Below are 20,005 nucleotides of genomic sequence, written 5' to 3'. Positions count from 1 at the left end.
TCGTTCCTCGCAATGACAAAAAAGTAATTTAACGTGAGTTCGGGATAAGATGAAAGAGTTTTGTCCGTTACCGCAGGTTCTCTTGAAATGGAACCTGCGATAGATACAGCATCAAGGGGGCGCATTAATCTGTGGACTGCGCTGTCTCACAGTGCCCCGGAAATATTGTTTCACTTTAGCAATACGGAACGCAGGTTCCTCACGGAGAGAACCTGCGGGGACAAAAAATTGCGGGGACAAAAAATTTTTATTTGCTCAAGCAAACACCTAAAATATTTTAGGTGTTGGTACTGCGTTAAACTTAGAGCAGCATTTGTTTTTAAATGAAAGTTCGGTAGTTTAGAAAAAAAACCAGCCAGATGCTACGTGCAATTTGCCCTAAATGCGAAAGTTATAATATTAGGAAATTCAGCAAGGCTAAATACTTTATTAAGATGGGCGTCTGCATGGCTTCAGTGGGTTTCGCCTACTTGGCCTTTACGATCATCGATGAGCTTGATGCACCCGCAAATTTAGGAGCTCTGCTGTATATTGTCCTGGGCATTATTTGTGCGCCGGTAAGTATTTACTATTTGCTCTGTGCCTTGTTGAAGAAAAGAACCAGTTATGAGTGCAGAAATTGTGGAAATTCATTTGATGAAGGGTTCGAAATAAAGGACTTTTCGCTTGATGGCAGACTACTGTTAAATAAAATAAGGAAGCGTAACTAATCTACAGACACACATAGGAACTCATTATCCCGCCTGATCTAAAGCCATACTGCAATAAACTGAAACCAGCATTTACCTGTCCGCAAATCCCCCCCAAAAACTCATCTTCAAATTTATTCCGCTACTGGCCGGCCGCGCTTCTTAAGACCTCCCTGGATAACCAAGGAAATTTTATCTTCCTGTAGTTGCTCTCCCGTTCATACCGCTGCCGGGGCAACGGGCATTGCCCCGGTAACCTGGAGATAAAGGCGGGCGGCTTCTATGTTGCCTTCAAGGGCGGATGCGTAAATTCTCGAAATTAACTCCCGCACATTCTTTTTAAACGGGTCCTTCCCGGCGCAGGAGTCGGGGCTATGGCCAGCTTTTACGTGCCTTACAATGGTTTGGCGGCTCAGGCCGGTTTCGCGGGCCAGCGCGCCGTGGGATGGCATAACGCCGGTTTGGCCGGTCAGCTTTTCGATGGCGCCGGTGATCTGCGAATGGTTGTGTTCCCAGGCTTCCTTGTTGGACTTACCGGTAAGCAGCGGCTGGATCTTGCGGATAAACAGTTTGCGTTCCCGGCCCTCCAGGCTGTGATACGTGTAGTCGACCTGCTCGTACAGGTAGTCGGTTTCCATTTGGGTGAGGCCTTCCAGGTTTTTTTTAGTGATGCGCGGCAGTGCCCAAACCGCGTTGATCTTTTTCATGCTGGCGAGGTAATCGTCCGTGTTAACGTCTGCGTTTGACTTCATTTTCTGTATTTTTATGTAAAAACAAAGAAATATATTGAAATCAGCAAGTTGCCCGGAAAATAATTACAGCGGGGTTGACAGGTGTAAAGCCCTTTATGATATAACGCATTGATTAGTAATGAATTATTAATGTTAGAGGGGTTTACACTGTAAACCCGGTATGTAAACCCCGAAGGAACTCATTGACTATCAGTGTATTGCGAGTGGCGTAAATTGTATTGTTTTGATAATCAATATGTTCCATCTTTTTCGGGCGTGTTCGTGTGTGCGGAAACGGAACGCTGGCGGAACATAGCTTGCTGCCTGTCGCCGCCGGACTCACCCCGCCATCGCTTCGCCCGGCGACCCTCTCTCCCGCAAGCGGAAAAGAGGGTGAGCTGCAGTTTGCGGAAAGAGACTCACCCCGCCATCGCTTCGCCCGGCGATCCTCTCTTCCGCAGGCGCAATGTCATTAAGGTAAGAAGTAAAACCCCATCGGGGTCAAATATTGGTAGAAAATGCCGCTCTCCATGTCGTGCCATAGGTACGAAACACCGCGCATAGGTGTCAGCAGCGGCCCAGGTTGCGTACCTACGGCACGCTGCCTTACCCTTTATTATTTCTACCAATATTTTGCACCTACGGCGCATTTTTGGCTTAACTTAATAACGTTACCCGCAAGCGGTAAAGAGGCTGAGCTGCAGTTTGCGGAACGGGACTCACCCCGCCATCGCTTCGCCCGGCGATCCTCTCTTCCGCAGGCGCAATGTCATTAAGGTAAGCAGTAAGACCCCATCGGGGTCAAATATTGGTAGAAAATGCCGCCGCTCTCCATTTCGTGCCATAGGTACGAAACACCGCGCATAGGTATCAGCGGGCATGGTTGCGTACCTACGGCACCCTTCCTTACCCTTTTTTATTTCTACCAATATTTTGCACCTACGGCGCATCCTTGGCTTAACTTAATAACGTTGCCCGCAAGCGGTAAAGAGGGTGAGCTGCAGTTTGCGGAAAGAAACTCATCCCGCAAATGCTTCGCCCGGCGACCCTCTCTTCTGCAGGCGCAATGTCATTAAGGTAAGAAGTAAGACCCCATCGGGGTCAAATATTGGTAGAAAATGCCGCTCTCCATTTCGTGCCATAGGTACGATACACTGCGCATAGATGTCAGCAGCGGCCCAGGTTGCGTACCTACGGCACGCTGCCTTACCCTTTATTATTTCTACCAATATTTTGCACCTACGGCGCATTCTTGGCTTAACTTATAACGTTGCCAGAGGGTGAGCTACAGTTTGCGGAAAGGGACTCACCCCGCCATGGCTTCGCCCGGCGCCTCTCTCCCGCACGCGGTAAAGAGGGTGAGTTGCAGTTTACGGAAAGGGACTCATCCCGCCATTGCTTCGCCCGGCAACCCTCTCTCCCGCAAGCGGTAAAGAGGCTGAACTACAGTTAGCGGAAAGAGGTGATGTTTCCCGGTTGGGGGGACTAAGGGAAATAATATCGAATAATGAATTTCGAATATCCAACACCGAAGTGTTTTTTTCTTCAAAATTCGATGTTCGGTATTTTTTATCACTTAAAAGCTTATCTAATGACCATTGTCTTAAGTTCAGGGAAATAATATCGAATAATGAATTCGAATATCCAACACCGAAGCGCTTTTCCTTCATTATTCGGTATTCAAAATTCGATGTTCGGTATTTTTTATCACTCAAAAGCTTAACTAATGACCATTGTCTTAAGTTAAGGGAAATAATATCGAATAATGAATTTCGAATATCCAACGCCGAAGTGCTTTTCCTTCATTATTCTGTATTCAAAATTCAATGTTCGGTATTTTTTATCACTTAAAAGCTTATCTAACGACCATTGTCTTAAATTAAGGGAAATAATATCGAATAATGAATTTCGAATATCCAACGCCGAAGTGCTTTTCCTTCATTATTCGATGTTTAAAATTCGATGTTCGGTATTTTTTATCACTTAGAGTTCTTAAGCGTGGCCCCCCAACGTAACATCCTTGTTTCTAAGGGTAAAAATCTTGCTGCAATTAAACATATAACTCTTAAACTTGTATTGTAATTACATCAATCTAAAAATCAATACTATGCTTTCAAAACTTTATAAGCCCCTGATGCTGGGTGCGCTGGCTTTATCGGTTACGGCAACGGCCGTGGCGCAAACCGGCGCGCCCGTTGAAACCAAAGCGGCCAACACCAATTACAAACCGGCATTTGCGGGGCAAACGCGCATTGGCAGCGTTAAAACCAAAACACGGTACACCGCTACCGTTATCAACTCATCGCTGAACGGTCCGTGGGGCATCCACGTACTGCCCGACGGCCGCCTGCTCATCAGCAGTAAACCCGGCACGATGCAGATACTGACCACCGACGGCAAGATCGTTAAAAACATCACCGGGTTCCCCGCGGTACAGTTTGCCGGCCAGGGCGGGTTACTGGATGTGAACATCGACCCGGATTTCGCCACCAACCGCATGATCTACTGGACCTACGCCCAGCCTGGCGACGGGGCAACGCTTGCTGTGGCCAAGGGCAAGCTGTCGGCCGACGAAACCAAACTGGAAAATGTGAAGGTGATATGGGAAGCTACCCCGCGCTTTAAGGGCAGCGGGCAGTTTGGTTCGCGCTTGTTGTTCGACAAGAAAGGCAACCTTTTTGTAACCAGCGGCGACCGCATGGCCAACGAGATGCGCGTAAAGGCGCAGGATCTGAGCGCCACCACCGGCAAGATCATCCACATTACCAAAGAGGGTAAACCGGTGGCGGGTAATCCGTTTATCGGCAAGGCCAATGCGAAACCTGAGATATATGCCTACGGTTTCCGTAACCCGGACGGGTTTGCCTTTAACCCTGTTGACGGCGGTTTGTGGGAGTGCGAGTTTGGTCCGCGGGGCGGGGATGAGATCAACCTGATCAAACCCGGGGGCAACTATGGCTGGCCCGTGGTTACCTACGGCATTGAGTACAGCGGTGAAAAAGTTTACGACGGCATACAGCAAAAAGCGGGCACCATACAACCGGTTTACTATTGGGACCCGGTGATCTCGCCCGGCTGCATGATGTTCTACACCGGCAACATAGCCGAATGGAAAAACAACCTGTTCTTGGGCGGATTGAGCAGCCAGTTTATTACCCGCCTGGTAATTAAAAACAACAAGGTGGTAGGCGAAGAACGCCTGCTTGCCGATAAGAACGAACGCTGGCGCTGCATAGCCACCGGGAAAGACGGTGCGATTTATGCAGGTACGGATGGCGGGAAATTGTATAGGATTGCGAAGCAGTAGACTCGGGGGTAAGTCTGGAGTCGGAAGTCCGGAGTCGATAGTAAAAAAAGATTTGACTCAAGACTATCGGCTTCAGACTATTTTACTTCCTCATATGCCCGAGCATATAGCCCACCACCAGGGCAACCAACACCAGCACCCACATAAAATATAACCGGGCCTGCCGGGCAGCCATGCGCTTTTTAAGTGCGCTGAGTTCGGTCTGGTTGGCCAGTTTTTCGTTTTGCAGCCGCATATTTTGCTGCTGCAGCTTGGCGAGGGTGCCGCCTACTTCCAACGGGCGCTGCTGTTCGCGGTGAAACCGGGCGGTAAAACCGCCATCCTTCAAAAATTTTTCGCCCTTGGGTTTTAGAACAAGCTTCTCGGGCAGCTCGTAATCATTCTGCCGGCCTGTTGCTGCTACCAGGTCTTCTCGGATCAGCGCCTGTACCATGGCAAATGCCGCAGCCTCGTCGTTATCGAAAAGCTCCAGCAGTTGGTCGCGGGTAAGGCTGTCGGGGATACCGAAAGCTTCGAGCATGGCGTCGAGCATTTCGCATTCATATTCATTCAGGTCCGTCATCGCTGCAAATTTCTCCATTATTACCGAACAAGGCAAGCTATAAAATGTTATAAAAATCCTTTAAGACAAACGTTTGGAACGGTGCAGAAATTATACGGCGCCGCCCGGGCTGCCGGTTGAATACCGGCATGCAATAAAACCGGCGACATGAAAGAAGGGTAATTATGCCCGGTTGAACCGCCATTGCGCCATTTGGTACTTTTGCCCGGGTTTCCGTTTTTCGTGATAATTAAGCCCTGTAAAACCCGTTATATTTGCTTAATTTTAACAATGGCCCAGATTTTTTTAGTTGAAGATGATGAGCGCGTTGCCTCGTTCATACAAAAGGCGCTTGCTGAAAATAATTATGCGGTAGACCTTGCGCGCGATGGGGCTGAGGCAGTGAAGATGTTCCCTGCAAAACCCTATGATCTCATAATTTTAGATCTGATGCTTCCCAACCTCAGCGGGATTGAGGTTTGCAGGCATATCCGCCAAAAGGACAAGCAGATCGCCATCCTGATGCTAACGGCGCAAAGCAATATTGACGATAAGGTAAACGGCCTGAATGCCGGCGCCGACGATTATCTGGTGAAGCCTTTTCACTACCGTGAACTACAGGCCCGCATTGAGGCATTATTACGCCGAAAGTCTATTGAGCCGGATAGCCATATTGTAGTTGCCGATATTACGCTCGACACGCATAGCGGCACCGCAGAACGTTCCGGCCAGCGCATTAACTTAACTACCAAGGAATTTGCACTGCTGGAACTTTTGATGCGAAACCCCAACAAGATCCTCTCCCGCCAGACTATCGCCGAAAAGGTGTGGGGCATCGATTTTGATACCGGCACCAACGTGGTGGATGTGTACGTTAATTATCTTCGCAATAAAATTGAAAAAGGCTTTGATGCCAAATACATTCATACGGTTATCGGGAAGGGCTATATTTTTAAGACGGAGTGAATAGCCCCGTAAGTTAAATTGTTAGTAACGTGCGTTCGATATAAGGGCAGAAACTGCTGAGCTTTGTACCGGCTTCACCTAATCCTCCCCAAAGGAGAGGACTTGAGCTGCACAAATGTTTAGAACCCTCTCCTTTGTAGAGGGCAGGGTGAGGCAGCCGAAGAAGTTTGTTGGAAGAGAACCGCAGTTATATGCCCATCCTACTATATGATATGCACATTAATAAATAAAAAGCAAAGCAAAATAAAACAACATATTTAGGTGAAGATAAAGGACAGGCTTTCGCTGTATTTTACACTGCTCGGGTCGGGTGTACTGCTGGTTGTGCTGGTGTCTACCTACCTGTCTGTTTATTCATTGGTGCGCAACGATTTTTTCACCCATCTTAACGATCGTGCCAACGTAGCCGCACAGCTTTATCTGAAGGCGGATGAAATTACCGCCGACTCATTAAGCAAGGTCCGTAACCGCTATATCAAAAATCTGCCCGGCGAGGTGATCCGTTTTTACGACAGCCGTAATACCGCCGCGTTTATTCCCGACGAAAAAAAATACTGGGGGCCACGCACTATAGAGGCCGTCCGGAAGCGTCATTTCCTGCAGTACAGCGAGAATAAGCGTCAAATTGTGGGGATCTATTACAAAGATAACCAGGGGAATTTTGTTATCCTGGTATCTGCCGTAGACAGGGACGGTATGAGGCGGCTGGACGGTATGCTGAAAGCCATGCTGGTGGTGTTTTTCGCGGTAGGCAGTATTTTGTATTTTGTAGGCCGCGTGCTGGCCACAAAAGCGCTTTCGCCGATAAGTAACGTGGTACAGCAAATGAAGCTGATTAATGCCAATAACCTGAATAAGCGGATAAATGAAGGAAACGGACGCGATGAAATAAGCGAATTGGCACAAAATTTTAACCGACTGCTTGCCCACCTGGAAAATGCGTTTGAACTGCAAAAGACTTATGTTACCAACGCCTCGCACGAGCTTCGGACACCTGTTACCAGCATCATAGGTGAAGTAGAGCTGGCCCTTAGTAAAAAGCGCGAAGCAGAACAGCATGAGCGCACGCTGCAACTGGTATTGGAACAATCAGAACGCCTGCGCGATACCATAACAGGCTTGATGGAACTTGCCCAGGTAGATATGGACTTCAGCACGGCTGAACTAGCACCTGTGCGTATTGATGAACTATTATGGGAAGTAGATGAACACTGGGTGACCAGGCCCGGCGAAGGCCAGCTAAAAATAAATATAGAGCATCTGCCTGCTGACGAAGGCCTTTTGACTATATATGCCAACCGGCAGCTAATGTTCATCGCGCTCAATAACCTCATCAGCAATGCATTTAAATTTTCGGACAACAAGCCCGTTACCTGCAACTTTTATGCGGATGAGCAGATCATCCGCATCCGGATCATTGATTCAGGCATCGGGATACCACCGGAGGATATGGAGAAAGTGACCAGGTCTTTCTACCGCAGCTATAATGCCCGAAACTTTGCGGGAAATGGCATCGGCCTGTATGTAACCCAAAAGATTATACAACTGTTTGGCGGCACTGTCGACATAAAATCTGCCCAAGGATCGGGAACAACAGTCACAATTGGGTTTTTTCAAAAGTCAGATGCATAGCGATGCCTGGTATTTGACAGTTTCCCATAAAAACGTTACCAAGCCCGCCTTGCCCGCAACGGGATAAAATGTTAGCTTTGGTTATAATCAAAATTAACCAACCAATTATTCCCTAACCTGATATTGTTTATGAAAACAGAAAATTTATCCAGGCGGCGCTTTATCGGTACCGGTCTGTTTGCCGCAGCGGGCATTGCGCTGGCTTCAAGAGCGTCGTTTGCCGCATCAATTTTGTCTGATGACAAACCAAATTCCATGATCAATGGCGTACAGATAGGCGTGATCACTTATTCGTTCCGCAGTATGCCGGGCAGCGCCGAGCAGCTGCTGCAATATTGTAAAGATTGTAATATCAACGCTATTGAATTGATGGGCGAAGCTGCCGAAGCTTTTGCCGGTGCGCCAAAATATGCGCCCAATACCGACTGGCAGACAAAAATGGCGGAATGGCGTGCCAGCGTACCGATGGATAAGTTTAAGGAACTTCGAAAAATGTACAACGACGCCGGGGTTAAGATTTACGCCTGGAAGCCAAATGCGCTGAATAAGAAAAATACAGATGCCGAGATTGATTATGCTTTTAACGCGGGCAAGGCTTTAGGCTGTACGCATGTTACCGTTGAGCTGCCTGAAGACCACGAACAAACTCAACGCCTGGGCAACAAGGCGGCCGAACACAAAATGTACGTAGGTTATCATGCCCACACGCAGGCCACCCCAACGCTTTGGGACACAGCCTTAAGTCAGTCAAAATATAATGCTATCAACCTTGATATTGGCCACTACGTTGCCGGCACAAGCAGCAGCCCGATTGATTTCATAAAGAAAAACGCAGGCCGTATTGTGAGTCTGCATATTAAAGACCGCAAGTTTAACAATGGCCCCAACGCGCCGTGGGGCGAAGGCGATACGCCAATTAAGGAAGTGCTGGCTTTAATGAAGGCTAACAAATACAAGTTCCCGGCAACTATAGAGCTGGAGTATAAAATTCCGGATGGTTCTGACGCGGTAAAAGAAGTTATAAAATGCCGCGAATATGCAAAGAATGCATTGAGCTAATATCAAGCTTTAAAGCCTATTGGTATTACGAATTTAGCAAAGCAAGCATCGATAGGTATGGTCCGCTTATCTATCGGTGTTGCTTTGCTCCCGAATCATGTTATCTTTGTGTAAACCGGCCCCCTTCGGTTGCAGATGTGCCAAAAGCCATTATCTTTGAATTACACAATTATAAAACCATGAAAGACGTTGCGATTTTAATACACGAAGATGCCGTGTTGTCAACGGTTTCCGGTGCCATGGATATGCTGATACATACCAACCGGTTTTTTCACGAAAAAGGCAAACCGCTGCCATTTAAAATAATGCTGGTTGGGCAGGAGCCGGAAAATCGTTTTTTGCGTAACCCCGAGCCGTATGTTAGCTATTGCCCTATAGATAAGCTTGAAAAGCCCGGGCTTATTATAGTTCCGGCATTTTACGGCGACCGCACCCTTTCATTGGAAAAGCATAAAAACCTGATTGAATGGGTTAGCAGCAAAAATAAAACCGGCTCAGAGGTAGCCAGTCTTTGCTCCGGCAGCTATTTTCTTGCCGAGGGAGGCCTGCTTGCCGGCCGTTCCTGTACGTCACACTGGTTCGACCGGGACGACATAGTAAGCCGTTATCCCGACGTTAATTTCCTTTCGGATATGGTGATAACAGACGACCGGGGTATTTATACCAGCGGCGGGGCCTTTTCGTCGCTTAACCTGGTATTATACCTTATCGATAAGTTTTGCGGCAGGGATGTGGGTGTTTGGGCCAGCAAAATGTTTAGCCTGGACATGGACCGTACCAGCCAGTCGCATTTTTCTGTTTTTATGGGTCAGCATTCGCATAGCGATGAGGACATATTAAAAGCGCAGCAATACATCGAGCAAAACCACCATCAGCAGCTTAACATAGATGATATTGCCGGGCACAGCAACATGAGTAAGCGCAACTTTATACGCCGCTTTAAAAAAGCCACTCAAAATACGCCATTTGAATACCTGCAGCGTGTAAAAATAGAAGCGGCAAAAAAGGCGCTTGAAAAGGGTGCGCAGAATATCAATATTTTGATGTATGATGCCGGCTACAACGATATCAAAACTTTCCGCGAGGTATTTAAAAAGATAACCGGCCTAACCCCCCAGGATTACCGCAGGAAATACAGCCGCGATATGCCCATGCAGGAGCGGGTTGATGTTTACAGTACAATCAATATGGTTAATTAAGGAAGAATAAGGCTTATAAAAACTGGTGTCAGTTGTTTTTATTCCTATCCGCATACCCAAACACTTTTTGCAGTAGCGGCGAAGTACGGGCGCTGATATTTTTACGGATATTCAGCTCTTCTTTTGCAATTTCTAAAAACAAACCGTCTATGGCTTTTTGAGTTACATAGGCGCTGATGTCGGGGTTTATTTTGGTAACAAACGGAACCTTATTATAGGCATTGGCTGCATCGCCATAATATTTGGTCGCGCCGACCTTGTTAAGGCTGTTCTGGATCACCGGCTTAAATGACGCCGTTAGCTGTACAGTAGTGGTACGTTTAAAATACTGTGTGGCGGCATCCTGGGCGCCGAACAAAATATTTGTCGCATCGGTAAGCGTCATTTGCTTTATCGAGTTGATAAATATCGGCTTGGCCTGTTTGGCAGCGTCTTCGGCTGCGCGGTTAAGCGACAGAATAACATCGTCACAGAGTTTCCCCAGTCCTATGCTGCGCAATGTGCTCTCGGCTTTCCGGGCCTCTGGTGGGAACAGAATTTTAACAGCCGCATTCGCGAAAAAACCATCTACCGCAGATAACTGATTGGCGCTCTTTGACGTACCCTGCTGTAAGGCCTCCTTAAGGCCGTTGGCGATTTCTAGGGTTGAAGGGTTTCCTAATTGTGCACCGGCAGTTTGTGCAACTTTGTTGAGCTGATCGCAGCTTGATAAAAGAATAAATAATGTAAATAAAGGGACGGCTAGCAGCGTTTTTTTCATGATGGCAGTTTTCGGAATATGGTTCTTATTATCTATAAGGTACAGCTAAGCAATAAGTTTTATCGCCGCCAAAATAAATAATAGAAATGAAATGCCGGTCTGAGTATTGAGATTTTTACGTGAAGTTGAACCGAAGGCGCCGGACTTTCCAGCGAGAAATTTCCCTGATCGATTAGTCTTAAATCTCCGGTTTAACTCCTCGTATCTATTTCAAAAATATCCTCAGCAGTGAAAATACGCCGGCAGCAATAAGGGCAGACACAGGGATGGTAATTACCCATGCCCAAATGATATTAACGGTTAATCCCCAGCGTACGGCAGATAAACGTTTGGTCAGTCCTACACCTATAATCGAACCGGTAATAGTGTGCGTGGTTGAAACGGGTATGCCGAACCTTTCGGTGAAAAACAGCGTGATGGCGCCGGCGGTCTCGGCGCTAACGCCTTCCAATGGGGTGATCTTGGTGATTTTCGATCCCATAGTTTTTACGATACGCCACCCGCCCGACATTGTACCAAGCGCTATTGCGGAATAACAGGCCAGCGGGATCCAATCCGGCATAGCGCCGCCGGGTGCAACAATATGCGACGCCACCATCGACACATATAAAATACCCATTACTTTTTGGGCATCATTACCGCCATGTGCAAAGCTAAGCGCCGCAGATGATACCAGCTGCAGCCGCTTGAACCATCGCTCTGCTACAGCAGGCCGGGCATTTTTACAAATGTGCAGAATAATTATAGTAACGATATAGGCCACAACCAGGCCAATAACCGGCGCCAGCACAATGTAAGCCAATATGGTAAATACATAACTGTTATTTACAGCACTCATAGCGCTTGAACCCATATACAGGGCATTGGCTATACCTGCGCCCGCAAAACCGCCTATTAAAGTATGTGAAGAACTGGAAGGTATGCCGAACCACCATGTAATGAGGTTCCATGAAATAGCCGATATTAACCCCGCAAGAATTACATTAAGTGTTATAAACTGCTCATGAACAATTTTGGATACCGTGGCGGCAACCTTGTGTTCCTTAACAAAAAAGAAAACCAGGAAGTTAAAAAATGCTGCCCACAAAACAGCCTGGAAGGGGGTTAATACCTTTGTTGATACAATGGTGGCAATAGAATTGGCGGCATCATGAAAGCCGTTAGTATAGTCGAAAGCCAGGGCAAGCACAACTATTACAACAAGAATAGGAGTTACCATCAGCTTATGCGTGTTTAACTAAAATTGACTCCATTACATCGGCCGCATCTTCGCACATATCGGTTGCAGTTTCTAATGCGGATAATATTTCCTTGTATTTGATCAGGCGGATAGCATCTTTTTCATACAAAAACAAGTCGGCCACAGCCCGGTCAAATACATAATCGGCCTGGTTTTCAACGCTGTTGATGCGGATGCAGGAGTCGGCAATGTTGCGCACGTTTTTCAGGTCTTTAAGTTCACGTACGGCTTTTTCAAGGTCCATACTGGCTTGTAACGTAAGTTCCGAAAGTTTACGGATGTGTTCGTTGTAATCTTCAATCCGGTACAGGCTCATGCGGTTGGCCGCGCCCTGTATATAATCGGCAACGTCATCAATCGCTGACGATAGCGCATGAATGTCTTCGCGGTCAAACGGCGTAATAAAATTCTTGCCAAGCTCAAGGTGAACCTGGTGCGTTATTTCATCGCCTTTATTCTCAAGCTTGTCAATCTGCTTAAACAGCTCTTCGCGTGTTTGCGGATTATTTGAGTTTACAGCCTCAACCAAAAATGTAGCCATTGCTACCACGTTGCTGGCAGCCTGCTCAAATAATGGCGAAAAAATTTTTTTGTCTTTGGGAACGAAGTACTGAAAAATACTGTTTAATGACATTTGCTTAACATTAAGTTTACGCAAAGGTAATCTTGCAATGTTAAGTTAATGTTAATTTTTGAGGACTGGTATGTTAGGCAAATGTAAACTCTGTTTGGATAATTGCAAGGTAAAGCCAAAAGTTGAGCCGATTCCTTCGGTACTACGTACATTAATGGTTTGCTCATGCGCTTCAATAATATGTTTTACTATGGCCAGACCAAGCCCCGAACCGCCAATTTGCCTGGAACGGCTGGTGTCGGTACGGAAAAAGCGCTCAAACAGCCTGGGCAGAAACTTTTCTTCTATACCAATACCGTCATCAGTAACCTCAACCAGCACCTGGTCATGCAATTCAAAAAGGCTCACGGAGGTGCTGCCCTCCTCTTTACCATATTTTATGGAGTTTTCGATAAGATTTACCAATACCTGGCGTATTTTTTCGCGGTCGGCATTTACCAGTATGGGTTCGTCATGTTTAAATATCAGCTTTATATTTTGCTGACGGGCCTTTAATTCAAATGTCTCAAAAACTTCTTTTATCAGATCATTTATTTTAAAGCGGGTTAAATTGATAGGTATTTCGCCCGATTCGAGTTTTGATATTTCGTCAAGGTCCTTGATCAGGTAGCTTAGCCTGTCTACATTTTTTGAAGCTTTTAAAAGGAATTGCCTGGCCATGTCCTTATCTTCAAAATCATCATCCTGCAAGGCTTCAATATAGCCCTGTATGGCAAAGAGCGGTGTTTTAAATTCATGCGAAATATTAGATAAAAAATCCCGGCGAAATTTTTCCTGTTTGCGCAACTCGTCTATTTCGCTCTTTTTTTCCTTGGCCCATTCTTTTACCTCATGTTCCACATCGTTTATAGGGTCGGCACTTACATGTTCGCCCAGGGCATCGCGCAAGTCGCGACCCAGCTTCAGGTTGTGTATGAGTTTATAAATCAGCTTAATTTTTGAATAGACATACTTTTCTATCATGTAATAGAAGACCAGGAAACTGGTAACAAGCGTGATAATAAAAGTAAGGGCAACATTATACCAGCTATGCTGGAAATAATAATTTACTACCGACAGCGTAACGGCTACTGCGGAAGCATTAAAAAAAACGAGTACGCGTAATTTCATATAGTAAAGATACGATATGTGCGCGGAGGATAAGGTTATTAAATTGTTAATGGGCCGGGCGTTAGTGCCCGCCTTCCCGAATGACGGAAAAGGTTGTTTAAAATAATGGAGAGAGCAAAAGTCAAAAAACAAGATGAACAAACCCCGGCACGGAAACCACGCGGAGAGCTTGTTCATCTTTTTCAAAACCGAGAGCTATCGCTCCAGCTTAGGCACCCGTTTAGGTGTGTCCTGGCCCGAAACTATCGTTCTCGAGCTTAACGCAATTGCCCGGATTGTTGAAGTGATATTCGCAACGTCGAGTGAGCTAAATTCGTCACCTACTGTATGGTACAATTTATCTATATCGATTTGATCTGTCGATATGGTATGCGCCGGTACGCCAACAGCTGCGAGCGATGCGTTATCGCTTCGGTAAAACAGGTTTTGCTGAGGGTACGGATCGGGATAGAATTTAAACGCCGTTCCCTCAAGGTTCTTTTGCAGGATGGTACCAAAATCTGACCGCTCAAAGCCGGTGATAAATGCGGAATTCTCGCCGAATTTCGATGCCTTGCCAATCATTTCGATATTAAACATAGCTACCACTTTATCAGGATCGACAGTAGTTGCAAAATATTGTGAGCCAAATTCACCGATTTCCTCGGCCGTGAAAGCTACAAATATTAACGTACGGGCATTGTTGTTCAGCTTTTTGTAGTATTTGGCAAGCGTTATTACTGCCGTTGTTCCGGATGCGTCATCGTCCGCGCCGTTAGCTATGCTATCGCCTTTTACAGGTTTAATGATACCCAGGTGGTCATAATGACCCGAGAAAACAACATATTCATCCGGTTTTGATTTGCCCGGGATCATGCCGGCAATATTAAACAAGGGTAGTTCTTCCGATTTACCCGTATAGCTTACCTCGAATGATTTAACGTCGTCAAAATGACCTAATACAAAAACCAACTCCTGTTCCTCCGCTTTTTTAAAGCTCGTCATGCCGTGCGCAACACGGCCTTTAATGGCCTTAAACATGTTGGTAAACTGCGGGTCTACCAGTATCAGCATTTTTTTGCCGTTCTTGATGTAGCTCATATACTCGGTACGGAAGTTTTTTCCGGCGTCAAGCTTTACTACCTGTACATCGCTGTTGTTGCTCCAGTTAAACGATGCTGCGTTCGACATGGCTAATACGCTATCCTGTGATATTACCTTGCCGTTTATACTCGCCAGCGCCTTTAGGGAGGTGTTGCGCATCATGGTAAAGTTCTGACGAAAATCTTTATTTCCTTTCAGCGGAACCAGGCCGGCTTCCTTATATTGGCTTTCGATATATTTGGCGGCTTTTTCGATACCGGGCGTAAAGGTTGCCCTGCCCTGCATGTCGTCGGCCGACAAGGTTTTAATAACCTTTTCCACCTGGTCCTGTTTAATCAATTTGTTTACATCCTGGCCAAAGCTGTACGATGTTATGGCCATTAAGGCCGCTGCTATTATACTTTTTTTCATAATCGTTTTATTTGACTTTGCTTGACAGCCAATTGTTACGGAATGCTTCCTGTTCTTTAGTTAAAGTCTTTCCGGCTTTTTCGGCGGGGACAACCTCAAGCGCAGGGTTTTCTTCCAGTACTATCGTGGTTTCATGGTCGCCTGTACGATTGCGGTAGTTAACCACAATTTTATCACCTATATTTTTTGCAGCCACAATGTCTGTAAACGATTTGGCGTCCGTCACCTCTTTGCCATCAGCTTTTATAATCACGTCGCCTGCATCCAGCCCGGCCTTGTAAATGGGCGTGCCCTGTACAGTGCTCGCTTGTATTGGCAGTCCTGCCGATCCAGTCGTTCTTGCCACACCCGAGCGCCCGCGGTTTTGCGCAACGGAAAGCGGCCCTGCCCAGGCTTTGCCGGGAGCGGCTTTACGCAACACAAATCCAGCCTTGGCCAGGAGTGCTTCGTAATCATTCTTTTCTAAACCATTGATGTATTTGCTGAAAAACTCTGCTGCGAATTTTGGATTTTTGGTTACCTGGGCAAGATCAGCCTGCAAATCCGGGATGGTGTAGGGTTTCATTACCTTGCCGCGATTAAGCCAAACGGTACGCATGTAATCGTCAAGCGTAAGGTTAAAGTCGCTGCGCAGGCGCAAGTCAAGCGCCAGGGCTATCGCGTCGCCATAAAAATAATAGCTGGTGAAAATGTTATTGTTATTGTTTGGGTCGATAGAGACACCAGCATCGGCAAAAACCGAATAACGGCTCATTTGCGGAGCGGTATAGTGTTTTGATGCAGGCTTATTCAGCACTGAATTTACCAGGCCTGCTATAGTACCTGTATAATCATCAGGCTTAATAAAACCTGAGCGCACCAGCAGCAGTTCGCCATAGTATTGGGTAAAGCCCTCTGCAAACCACAGCTCGCTGCTCATATCGGCATGTTCAAAGTTAAACGGCTCCAGTGATTTAGGGCGGATCCGCTTCACATTCCAGCTATGAAAATATTCATGTGCAAAGGTTCCCAATAAATCATTTTCATAACCTTCAACTTTTGGCGCAGGCTGCACAATGCAGGTGGAGTTGCGGTGCTCCATACCATCGCCCGACACGGTTGGATAAACATCGTCAAGGAAAGTGTATTCACCATAATCATAAGTTGGCAGCTCGCCGAAAACCGCCTTTTCTTCCAACACCAGCTTTTGCAGCATGGCAGCGAAATTATCTATTACGCCCTGGTTATCGTCAGAGTGTATGGTCAGGTTTATCTTTTCGGTTTTTCCATCGGTGTTTACTACATCCCAGCTTTTTTCCTTATAAGCGGAAAGCTCGGTCGGGCTGTCCATCATGTATTGCATATTGGGCGCACTGTAAATTTTGCCGCTCTCATGCTTAAGCTGGGTGGCCACACGCCAGCCGTATTTATCCAGGTCGTTAAATTCAAACTGTATGGGCCTGTTTTCAAGGCCGGGGATCCACATAAATGCGGCCGGCATGTTTAAGTGCGCATGGCTCGGGTCAACGCTGGCGTAGGTGCCATCGGTATGGTTAGCAAACAGCGTGTAGCTTATTTTTACTGTTTCGGGATGAGAGCCAACCTCATACACATCGCCCTCTATTTGCTTCAATGGCAGTTCTTTCCCTTTGGCATCGGTAGCCTTTACATTGTAAACATTTTTACCGAATTCATGCGTGGCATAACGCCCTGCCGATGAGCGGCTCATGCGGACTTTGAAATTTCCATCCGGCACCTGTGGCACAAACATCACAATTTCCGCTTCGTGATGGGCTGCATTGGCGAATGATATAGAATAAAATATGGGCCTGGTTGGTGATTGTGCAATTGCTGCGGTTGCCATGAGCCCGGCCGCCGCTGAGAGTAATAGTTTTTTCATGAAGTCAGTTAAAAAGTTGAAATTACTATTTATATGGGAATTGTTGTGTAATAAGTTGGCGGGAAGTTAGCAAAGACAGGAAAGACCGAAAAGTCCGAAGTCGTCGGTCTGTAATTGTAGGGGCGTATCGCATACGCCCTTAAGTATTATTCAATCACCTTTTTGTTGGCGAGAGTATATGCAATACGCCCGTTTGTCAGGTTGTTGCGGCCAATTTTACCTTTCATATATCAGCACCTTGTCTTTGTCTATAAAGGCTTAATATATTTAGAAACGCGCCTTGACGATACTAAATCAATTTTCTTTTGAAGACGCTGCTGGAGTTCAGATTGCATAGTAACAAAGCTGAGGCCTATATGCGTTTAGTAATCAAGGTCAACCAAAATATCAATATCGCTGTTGGTGTCAGCCTCATCCCGGGAATATGAACCAGAAAGATACGCCTTTAATACCGGCTGACCGGAAAAGTAATCCTTAACAATCTGGATATCATTAGAAGATAAACTGCATAGCAACACAAGTATAGCTTCTTTCGTTTCAATTTTAGCAATCTCACAGCTTCTTCACCACCAGATTCAGCATTCCATAATCGCCGTACTGCGCCTGTTCAATTCGGATAGTATGCTTTCCTTTTAAATGAATGATGCCATCCTTATGGTTGTCTTCGTCGTTTTTTAATTTGGCTGGGTCCCAGTTCTCAATAAGCAGTTTGTCATCTACATACAGCTTCACCAGTTCTGAAGCGCTGATGCCGATTTTATAAGTAGCTTCAGGAACATCTATATCAGTTGTAGAAACCGTCGCTATTTTTTGGCGGGCAATGTTCTTACCGAAGTTCTTTCCGAAAACGTTATGCAGCTCTTTCCCTTCGGTGGTTTTAACAGGGGTACCCGAAATTAGCTTTTTAAATTCTGCCGCATGCTTTACAGGGTCGTTGCTATCGTCAAATGTAAACCATTTCATCTGCCAGTTGTAAGGAATGGCAAACTCGCGGTAATGAAATATATATGGCTGCCCCGCGTTGTATTTTACACCAAATGGCGAAGTTACTGCGCTGCCCGTATATTGAAATTCTATGTCGATATCAGTTAGTGATGAATTGTCCCTTTGCAAAGTAAGCTCCCCCGGGAATTTGCCCGAAGTAGCCGAAGGCTGCGACACGCCTTTTGTTTTCAAAATTTTCCATTGCCCGGAAGGCCCCATCATGTCAAAATGCATTTTGCCGCTGTTCTCGGTTTTTTGCCACCAGGCTATTGGGTAGCTGAAATTATATGGCCCCCATTCATTCATCATGATGTATTTGCGGCCGCGCGGAAAGCCTTTTGGCAGTGCTTTAGGTGTTGCTGGCACCATACCCGGAATTCCATAGCTGTAATCTTTATGACCCGGTTCCGCGTGTTCGTCATTTTTACTAAACGTAACATGTGTAACGGTTGAATCAAGCTTTTCAGGCATACTGCTTTGCAATAACTTATTGTTTACAATGGTAATACTGTCGGTATGCTTGATGTTAAGTGTTTTTTTGACATTGGTAAAAGTGTTATCGCTTACCAGGTAATCCACGCTCCGGGTATCTCTTTTCTGAACATAACCATAAGTTTTTGCCATTTTCGGGTTCGACCATAGCTCAATCGCCACTTTATCGCCCTCAAATTTATTTTGGGCGATAGTATCTTTCATTCCGTGTTCAATAGCGATGGCAGATATATTGCCTGCAAAATCATTATTAGCGATGGCAGAATTATAACTAAAGCCACCCCATACGCCATGCCAGCAGTCGTGTATGATGTTGTTTAATATCCTGTTCCGGCTAAACGTCAGCTCTACGCCATTTGTGGGAGCATAAGAAAAATCGTTTCCATAAAGTATATTGCCGTTGCAGCCGCCCTTGCCTGTATCCATGGTTGATTGCCCGGCCCAAAGGAAAAAGCCATCTCCTGAGTGCGTTACCGAATTACGCAGAAACTGGTTATCATTACACTGTTCAAAAACAAGAATCCCGGCCGAATCCTGTCCCCTGTAATAAACGCCATCGCTGTAACCACGTACATTCCAGTCGAGGTTGTTATATAAAACAACGTTCCTGCTGCTGCGGTACATGCCTAATCCCAATCCGGAGTTAAACGAAAAGTTGTTCTCTGTTACGATGCCGTCATTACAATTGGTAAGCATCAGTCCGCACTGGCCGTTGGTAATGGTAGTATGCCTTACATCAAAATGGTTGCAATTTTGCATATAAACGCCGGCGCCGTAGCGCAGCCATTCACCATTTTCGTTGTGATGATAGCTTTGCCAGTCGGCCAGATCTTCCCGATCGCGGGTGCTGTTCAGATGCTGACGGTAATTAAAGCTGAAATCGCTGTTATCGATGTGCAGATTATTTACACCGCGGGCCATCAGGCCAACTTTATAACCTTTTACTATTAAATTCTTTATGGTAATATTTTCACCGCCCTTAATGATTATACCGATACCTTTAAATGTATCCTGATTTTCAATATTACTACTTCCCTGAATTACAGCGCCATTGAAATCAATCGTGATATTATTACCCTTTATGGTTACATGGGCTGCGGATAAAGAATCAGTCCCGTTAAAATGGTAAACCTGCTTTTTTATAGTGACTGAATGGCTGATAACCATGCCATTTGTTAACTCAACTTGCTTTTGTTGCGCATAGGTGTACTGCGCAAGCAAGGCGCCTGCAAGCACAAAAAGAAAATGCCGGATAGTTTTTAGTTTTTTCATCTTAAAAATATCCCGC

The 20,005-nt window shown here is 46.0% G+C and carries 17 protein-coding genes; 6 read left to right on the top strand and 11 right to left on the bottom strand.

Annotation, left to right across the window (positions count from 1 at the left end):
* Window positions 1–359: 359 nt before the first annotated feature.
* Window positions 360–710, top strand: a complete 351-nt coding sequence (locus Q3W13_RS07675) for a hypothetical protein (protein WP_302862627.1) — start codon at window positions 360–362, stop codon at window positions 708–710.
* A 197-nt stretch (window positions 711–907) separates the two neighbouring features.
* Here Q3W13_RS07675 and Q3W13_RS07670 read toward each other — a convergent pair whose 3' ends face one another.
* The gene (locus Q3W13_RS07670; RefSeq protein WP_302862626.1) at window positions 908–1,441 is read right to left on the bottom strand and encodes a hypothetical protein; all 534 of its coding nucleotides are present in this window, start codon (window positions 1,439–1,441) and stop codon (window positions 908–910) included.
* Between the two features lie 1,349 nt (window positions 1,442–2,790).
* Entirely contained in the window at window positions 2,791–3,090 is a 300-nt protein-coding gene (locus Q3W13_RS07665) for a hypothetical protein (RefSeq protein ID WP_302862623.1), read from the bottom strand.
* A gap of 437 nt (window positions 3,091–3,527) precedes the next feature.
* On the opposite strand from Q3W13_RS07665, the gene Q3W13_RS07660 reads away from it, so the two are divergent.
* Window positions 3,528–4,727, top strand: coding sequence for a PQQ-dependent sugar dehydrogenase (locus Q3W13_RS07660; RefSeq protein ID WP_302862621.1), 1,200 nt, complete (start codon window positions 3,528–3,530; stop codon window positions 4,725–4,727).
* An 82-nt stretch (window positions 4,728–4,809) separates the two neighbouring features.
* Here the strand turns inward: Q3W13_RS07660 and Q3W13_RS07655 are convergent, their stop codons facing one another.
* On the bottom strand, window positions 4,810–5,307 hold the full coding sequence (locus Q3W13_RS07655) for a hypothetical protein (protein ID WP_302862620.1): 498 nt from the start codon (window positions 5,305–5,307) through the stop codon (window positions 4,810–4,812).
* Between the two features lie 252 nt (window positions 5,308–5,559).
* On the opposite strand from Q3W13_RS07655, the gene Q3W13_RS07650 reads away from it, so the two are divergent.
* From Q3W13_RS07650 to Q3W13_RS07635, 4 genes are all read left to right on the top strand, one after another.
* Window positions 5,560–6,234, top strand: a complete 675-nt coding sequence (locus tag Q3W13_RS07650; RefSeq protein WP_302862619.1) for a response regulator transcription factor — start codon at window positions 5,560–5,562, stop codon at window positions 6,232–6,234.
* A 261-nt stretch (window positions 6,235–6,495) separates the two neighbouring features.
* Window positions 6,496–7,866, top strand: a complete 1,371-nt coding sequence (locus tag Q3W13_RS07645; RefSeq protein WP_302862618.1) for an ATP-binding protein — start codon at window positions 6,496–6,498, stop codon at window positions 7,864–7,866.
* A 129-nt stretch (window positions 7,867–7,995) separates the two neighbouring features.
* A complete protein-coding gene (locus Q3W13_RS07640) occupies window positions 7,996–8,925 on the top strand; it encodes a sugar phosphate isomerase/epimerase (RefSeq protein WP_302862617.1) in 930 nt (309 codons plus the stop codon).
* A gap of 179 nt (window positions 8,926–9,104) precedes the next feature.
* Window positions 9,105–10,124: a GlxA family transcriptional regulator gene (locus tag Q3W13_RS07635; protein ID WP_302862616.1), complete on the top strand. Its 1,020-nt coding sequence runs from the start codon at window positions 9,105–9,107 to the stop codon at window positions 10,122–10,124.
* A 28-nt stretch (window positions 10,125–10,152) separates the two neighbouring features.
* Here Q3W13_RS07635 and Q3W13_RS07630 read toward each other — a convergent pair whose 3' ends face one another.
* The 8 genes from Q3W13_RS07630 to Q3W13_RS07600 all read right to left on the bottom strand — a co-directional run bounded on the left by Q3W13_RS07630 (window position 10,153) and on the right by Q3W13_RS07600 (window position 19,989).
* Window positions 10,153–10,884, bottom strand: a complete 732-nt coding sequence (locus Q3W13_RS07630; RefSeq protein ID WP_302862615.1) for a DUF4197 domain-containing protein — start codon at window positions 10,882–10,884, stop codon at window positions 10,153–10,155.
* Window positions 10,885–11,089: 205 nt separating this feature from the next.
* On the bottom strand, window positions 11,090–12,103 hold the full coding sequence (locus Q3W13_RS07625) for an inorganic phosphate transporter (protein ID WP_302862614.1): 1,014 nt from the start codon (window positions 12,101–12,103) through the stop codon (window positions 11,090–11,092).
* Between the two features lie 4 nt (window positions 12,104–12,107).
* The gene (locus tag Q3W13_RS07620) at window positions 12,108–12,758 is read right to left on the bottom strand and encodes a DUF47 domain-containing protein (RefSeq protein WP_302862613.1); all 651 of its coding nucleotides are present in this window, start codon (window positions 12,756–12,758) and stop codon (window positions 12,108–12,110) included.
* A 51-nt stretch (window positions 12,759–12,809) separates the two neighbouring features.
* Complete coding sequence (locus Q3W13_RS07615) at window positions 12,810–13,868, bottom strand: cell wall metabolism sensor histidine kinase WalK (RefSeq protein ID WP_302862612.1); 1,059 nt, start codon at window positions 13,866–13,868, stop codon at window positions 12,810–12,812.
* A gap of 195 nt (window positions 13,869–14,063) precedes the next feature.
* Window positions 14,064–15,362, bottom strand: a complete 1,299-nt coding sequence (locus tag Q3W13_RS07610) for a M20/M25/M40 family metallo-hydrolase (RefSeq protein ID WP_302862611.1) — start codon at window positions 15,360–15,362, stop codon at window positions 14,064–14,066.
* Between the two features lie 7 nt (window positions 15,363–15,369).
* On the bottom strand, window positions 15,370–17,241 hold the full coding sequence (locus Q3W13_RS07605; protein ID WP_302862610.1) for a M61 family metallopeptidase: 1,872 nt from the start codon (window positions 17,239–17,241) through the stop codon (window positions 15,370–15,372).
* A gap of 362 nt (window positions 17,242–17,603) precedes the next feature.
* Window positions 17,604–17,759, bottom strand: coding sequence for a nucleotidyltransferase domain-containing protein (locus Q3W13_RS25215; protein WP_368077626.1), 156 nt, complete (start codon window positions 17,757–17,759; stop codon window positions 17,604–17,606).
* A 34-nt stretch (window positions 17,760–17,793) separates the two neighbouring features.
* Window positions 17,794–19,989, bottom strand: a complete 2,196-nt coding sequence (locus tag Q3W13_RS07600) for a right-handed parallel beta-helix repeat-containing protein (RefSeq protein WP_302862609.1) — start codon at window positions 19,987–19,989, stop codon at window positions 17,794–17,796.
* Window positions 19,990–20,005: the final 16 nt, after the last annotated feature.

Origin of the sequence: Mucilaginibacter sp. L3T2-6 (assembly GCF_030519355.1) — a bacterium.
In the GTDB taxonomy this organism is placed as follows: Bacteria; Bacteroidota; Bacteroidia; order Sphingobacteriales; family Sphingobacteriaceae; genus Mucilaginibacter.
The sequence above is the reverse complement of the archived record's forward strand: the minus strand, read 5'-3'. Positions and strand labels throughout refer to the sequence as shown.

Coding starts and splice junctions, on each gene's coding strand:
- Q3W13_RS07675 (WP_302862627.1), top strand. CDS start 360: ATGCTACGTGCAATTTGCCCTAAATGCGAAAGTTATAATATTAGGAAA.
- Q3W13_RS07670 (WP_302862626.1), bottom strand. CDS start 1,441: ATGAAGTCAAACGCAGACGTTAACACGGACGATTACCTCGCCAGCATG.
- Q3W13_RS07665 (WP_302862623.1), bottom strand. CDS start 3,090: ATGAAGGAAAAGCGCTTCGGTGTTGGATATTCGAATTCATTATTCGAT.
- Q3W13_RS07660 (WP_302862621.1), top strand. CDS start 3,528: ATGCTTTCAAAACTTTATAAGCCCCTGATGCTGGGTGCGCTGGCTTTA.
- Q3W13_RS07655 (WP_302862620.1), bottom strand. CDS start 5,307: ATGGAGAAATTTGCAGCGATGACGGACCTGAATGAATATGAATGCGAA.
- Q3W13_RS07650 (WP_302862619.1), top strand. CDS start 5,560: ATGGCCCAGATTTTTTTAGTTGAAGATGATGAGCGCGTTGCCTCGTTC.
- Q3W13_RS07640 (WP_302862617.1), top strand. CDS start 7,996: ATGAAAACAGAAAATTTATCCAGGCGGCGCTTTATCGGTACCGGTCTG.
- Q3W13_RS07635 (WP_302862616.1), top strand. CDS start 9,105: ATGAAAGACGTTGCGATTTTAATACACGAAGATGCCGTGTTGTCAACG.
- Q3W13_RS07630 (WP_302862615.1), bottom strand. CDS start 10,884: ATGAAAAAAACGCTGCTAGCCGTCCCTTTATTTACATTATTTATTCTT.
- Q3W13_RS07625 (WP_302862614.1), bottom strand. CDS start 12,103: ATGGTAACTCCTATTCTTGTTGTAATAGTTGTGCTTGCCCTGGCTTTC.
- Q3W13_RS07620 (WP_302862613.1), bottom strand. CDS start 12,758: ATGTCATTAAACAGTATTTTTCAGTACTTCGTTCCCAAAGACAAAAAA.
- Q3W13_RS07615 (WP_302862612.1), bottom strand. CDS start 13,868: ATGAAATTACGCGTACTCGTTTTTTTTAATGCTTCCGCAGTAGCCGTT.
- Q3W13_RS07610 (WP_302862611.1), bottom strand. CDS start 15,362: ATGAAAAAAAGTATAATAGCAGCGGCCTTAATGGCCATAACATCGTAC.
- Q3W13_RS07605 (WP_302862610.1), bottom strand. CDS start 17,241: ATGAAAAAACTATTACTCTCAGCGGCGGCCGGGCTCATGGCAACCGCA.
- Q3W13_RS07600 (WP_302862609.1), bottom strand. CDS start 19,989: ATGAAAAAACTAAAAACTATCCGGCATTTTCTTTTTGTGCTTGCAGGC.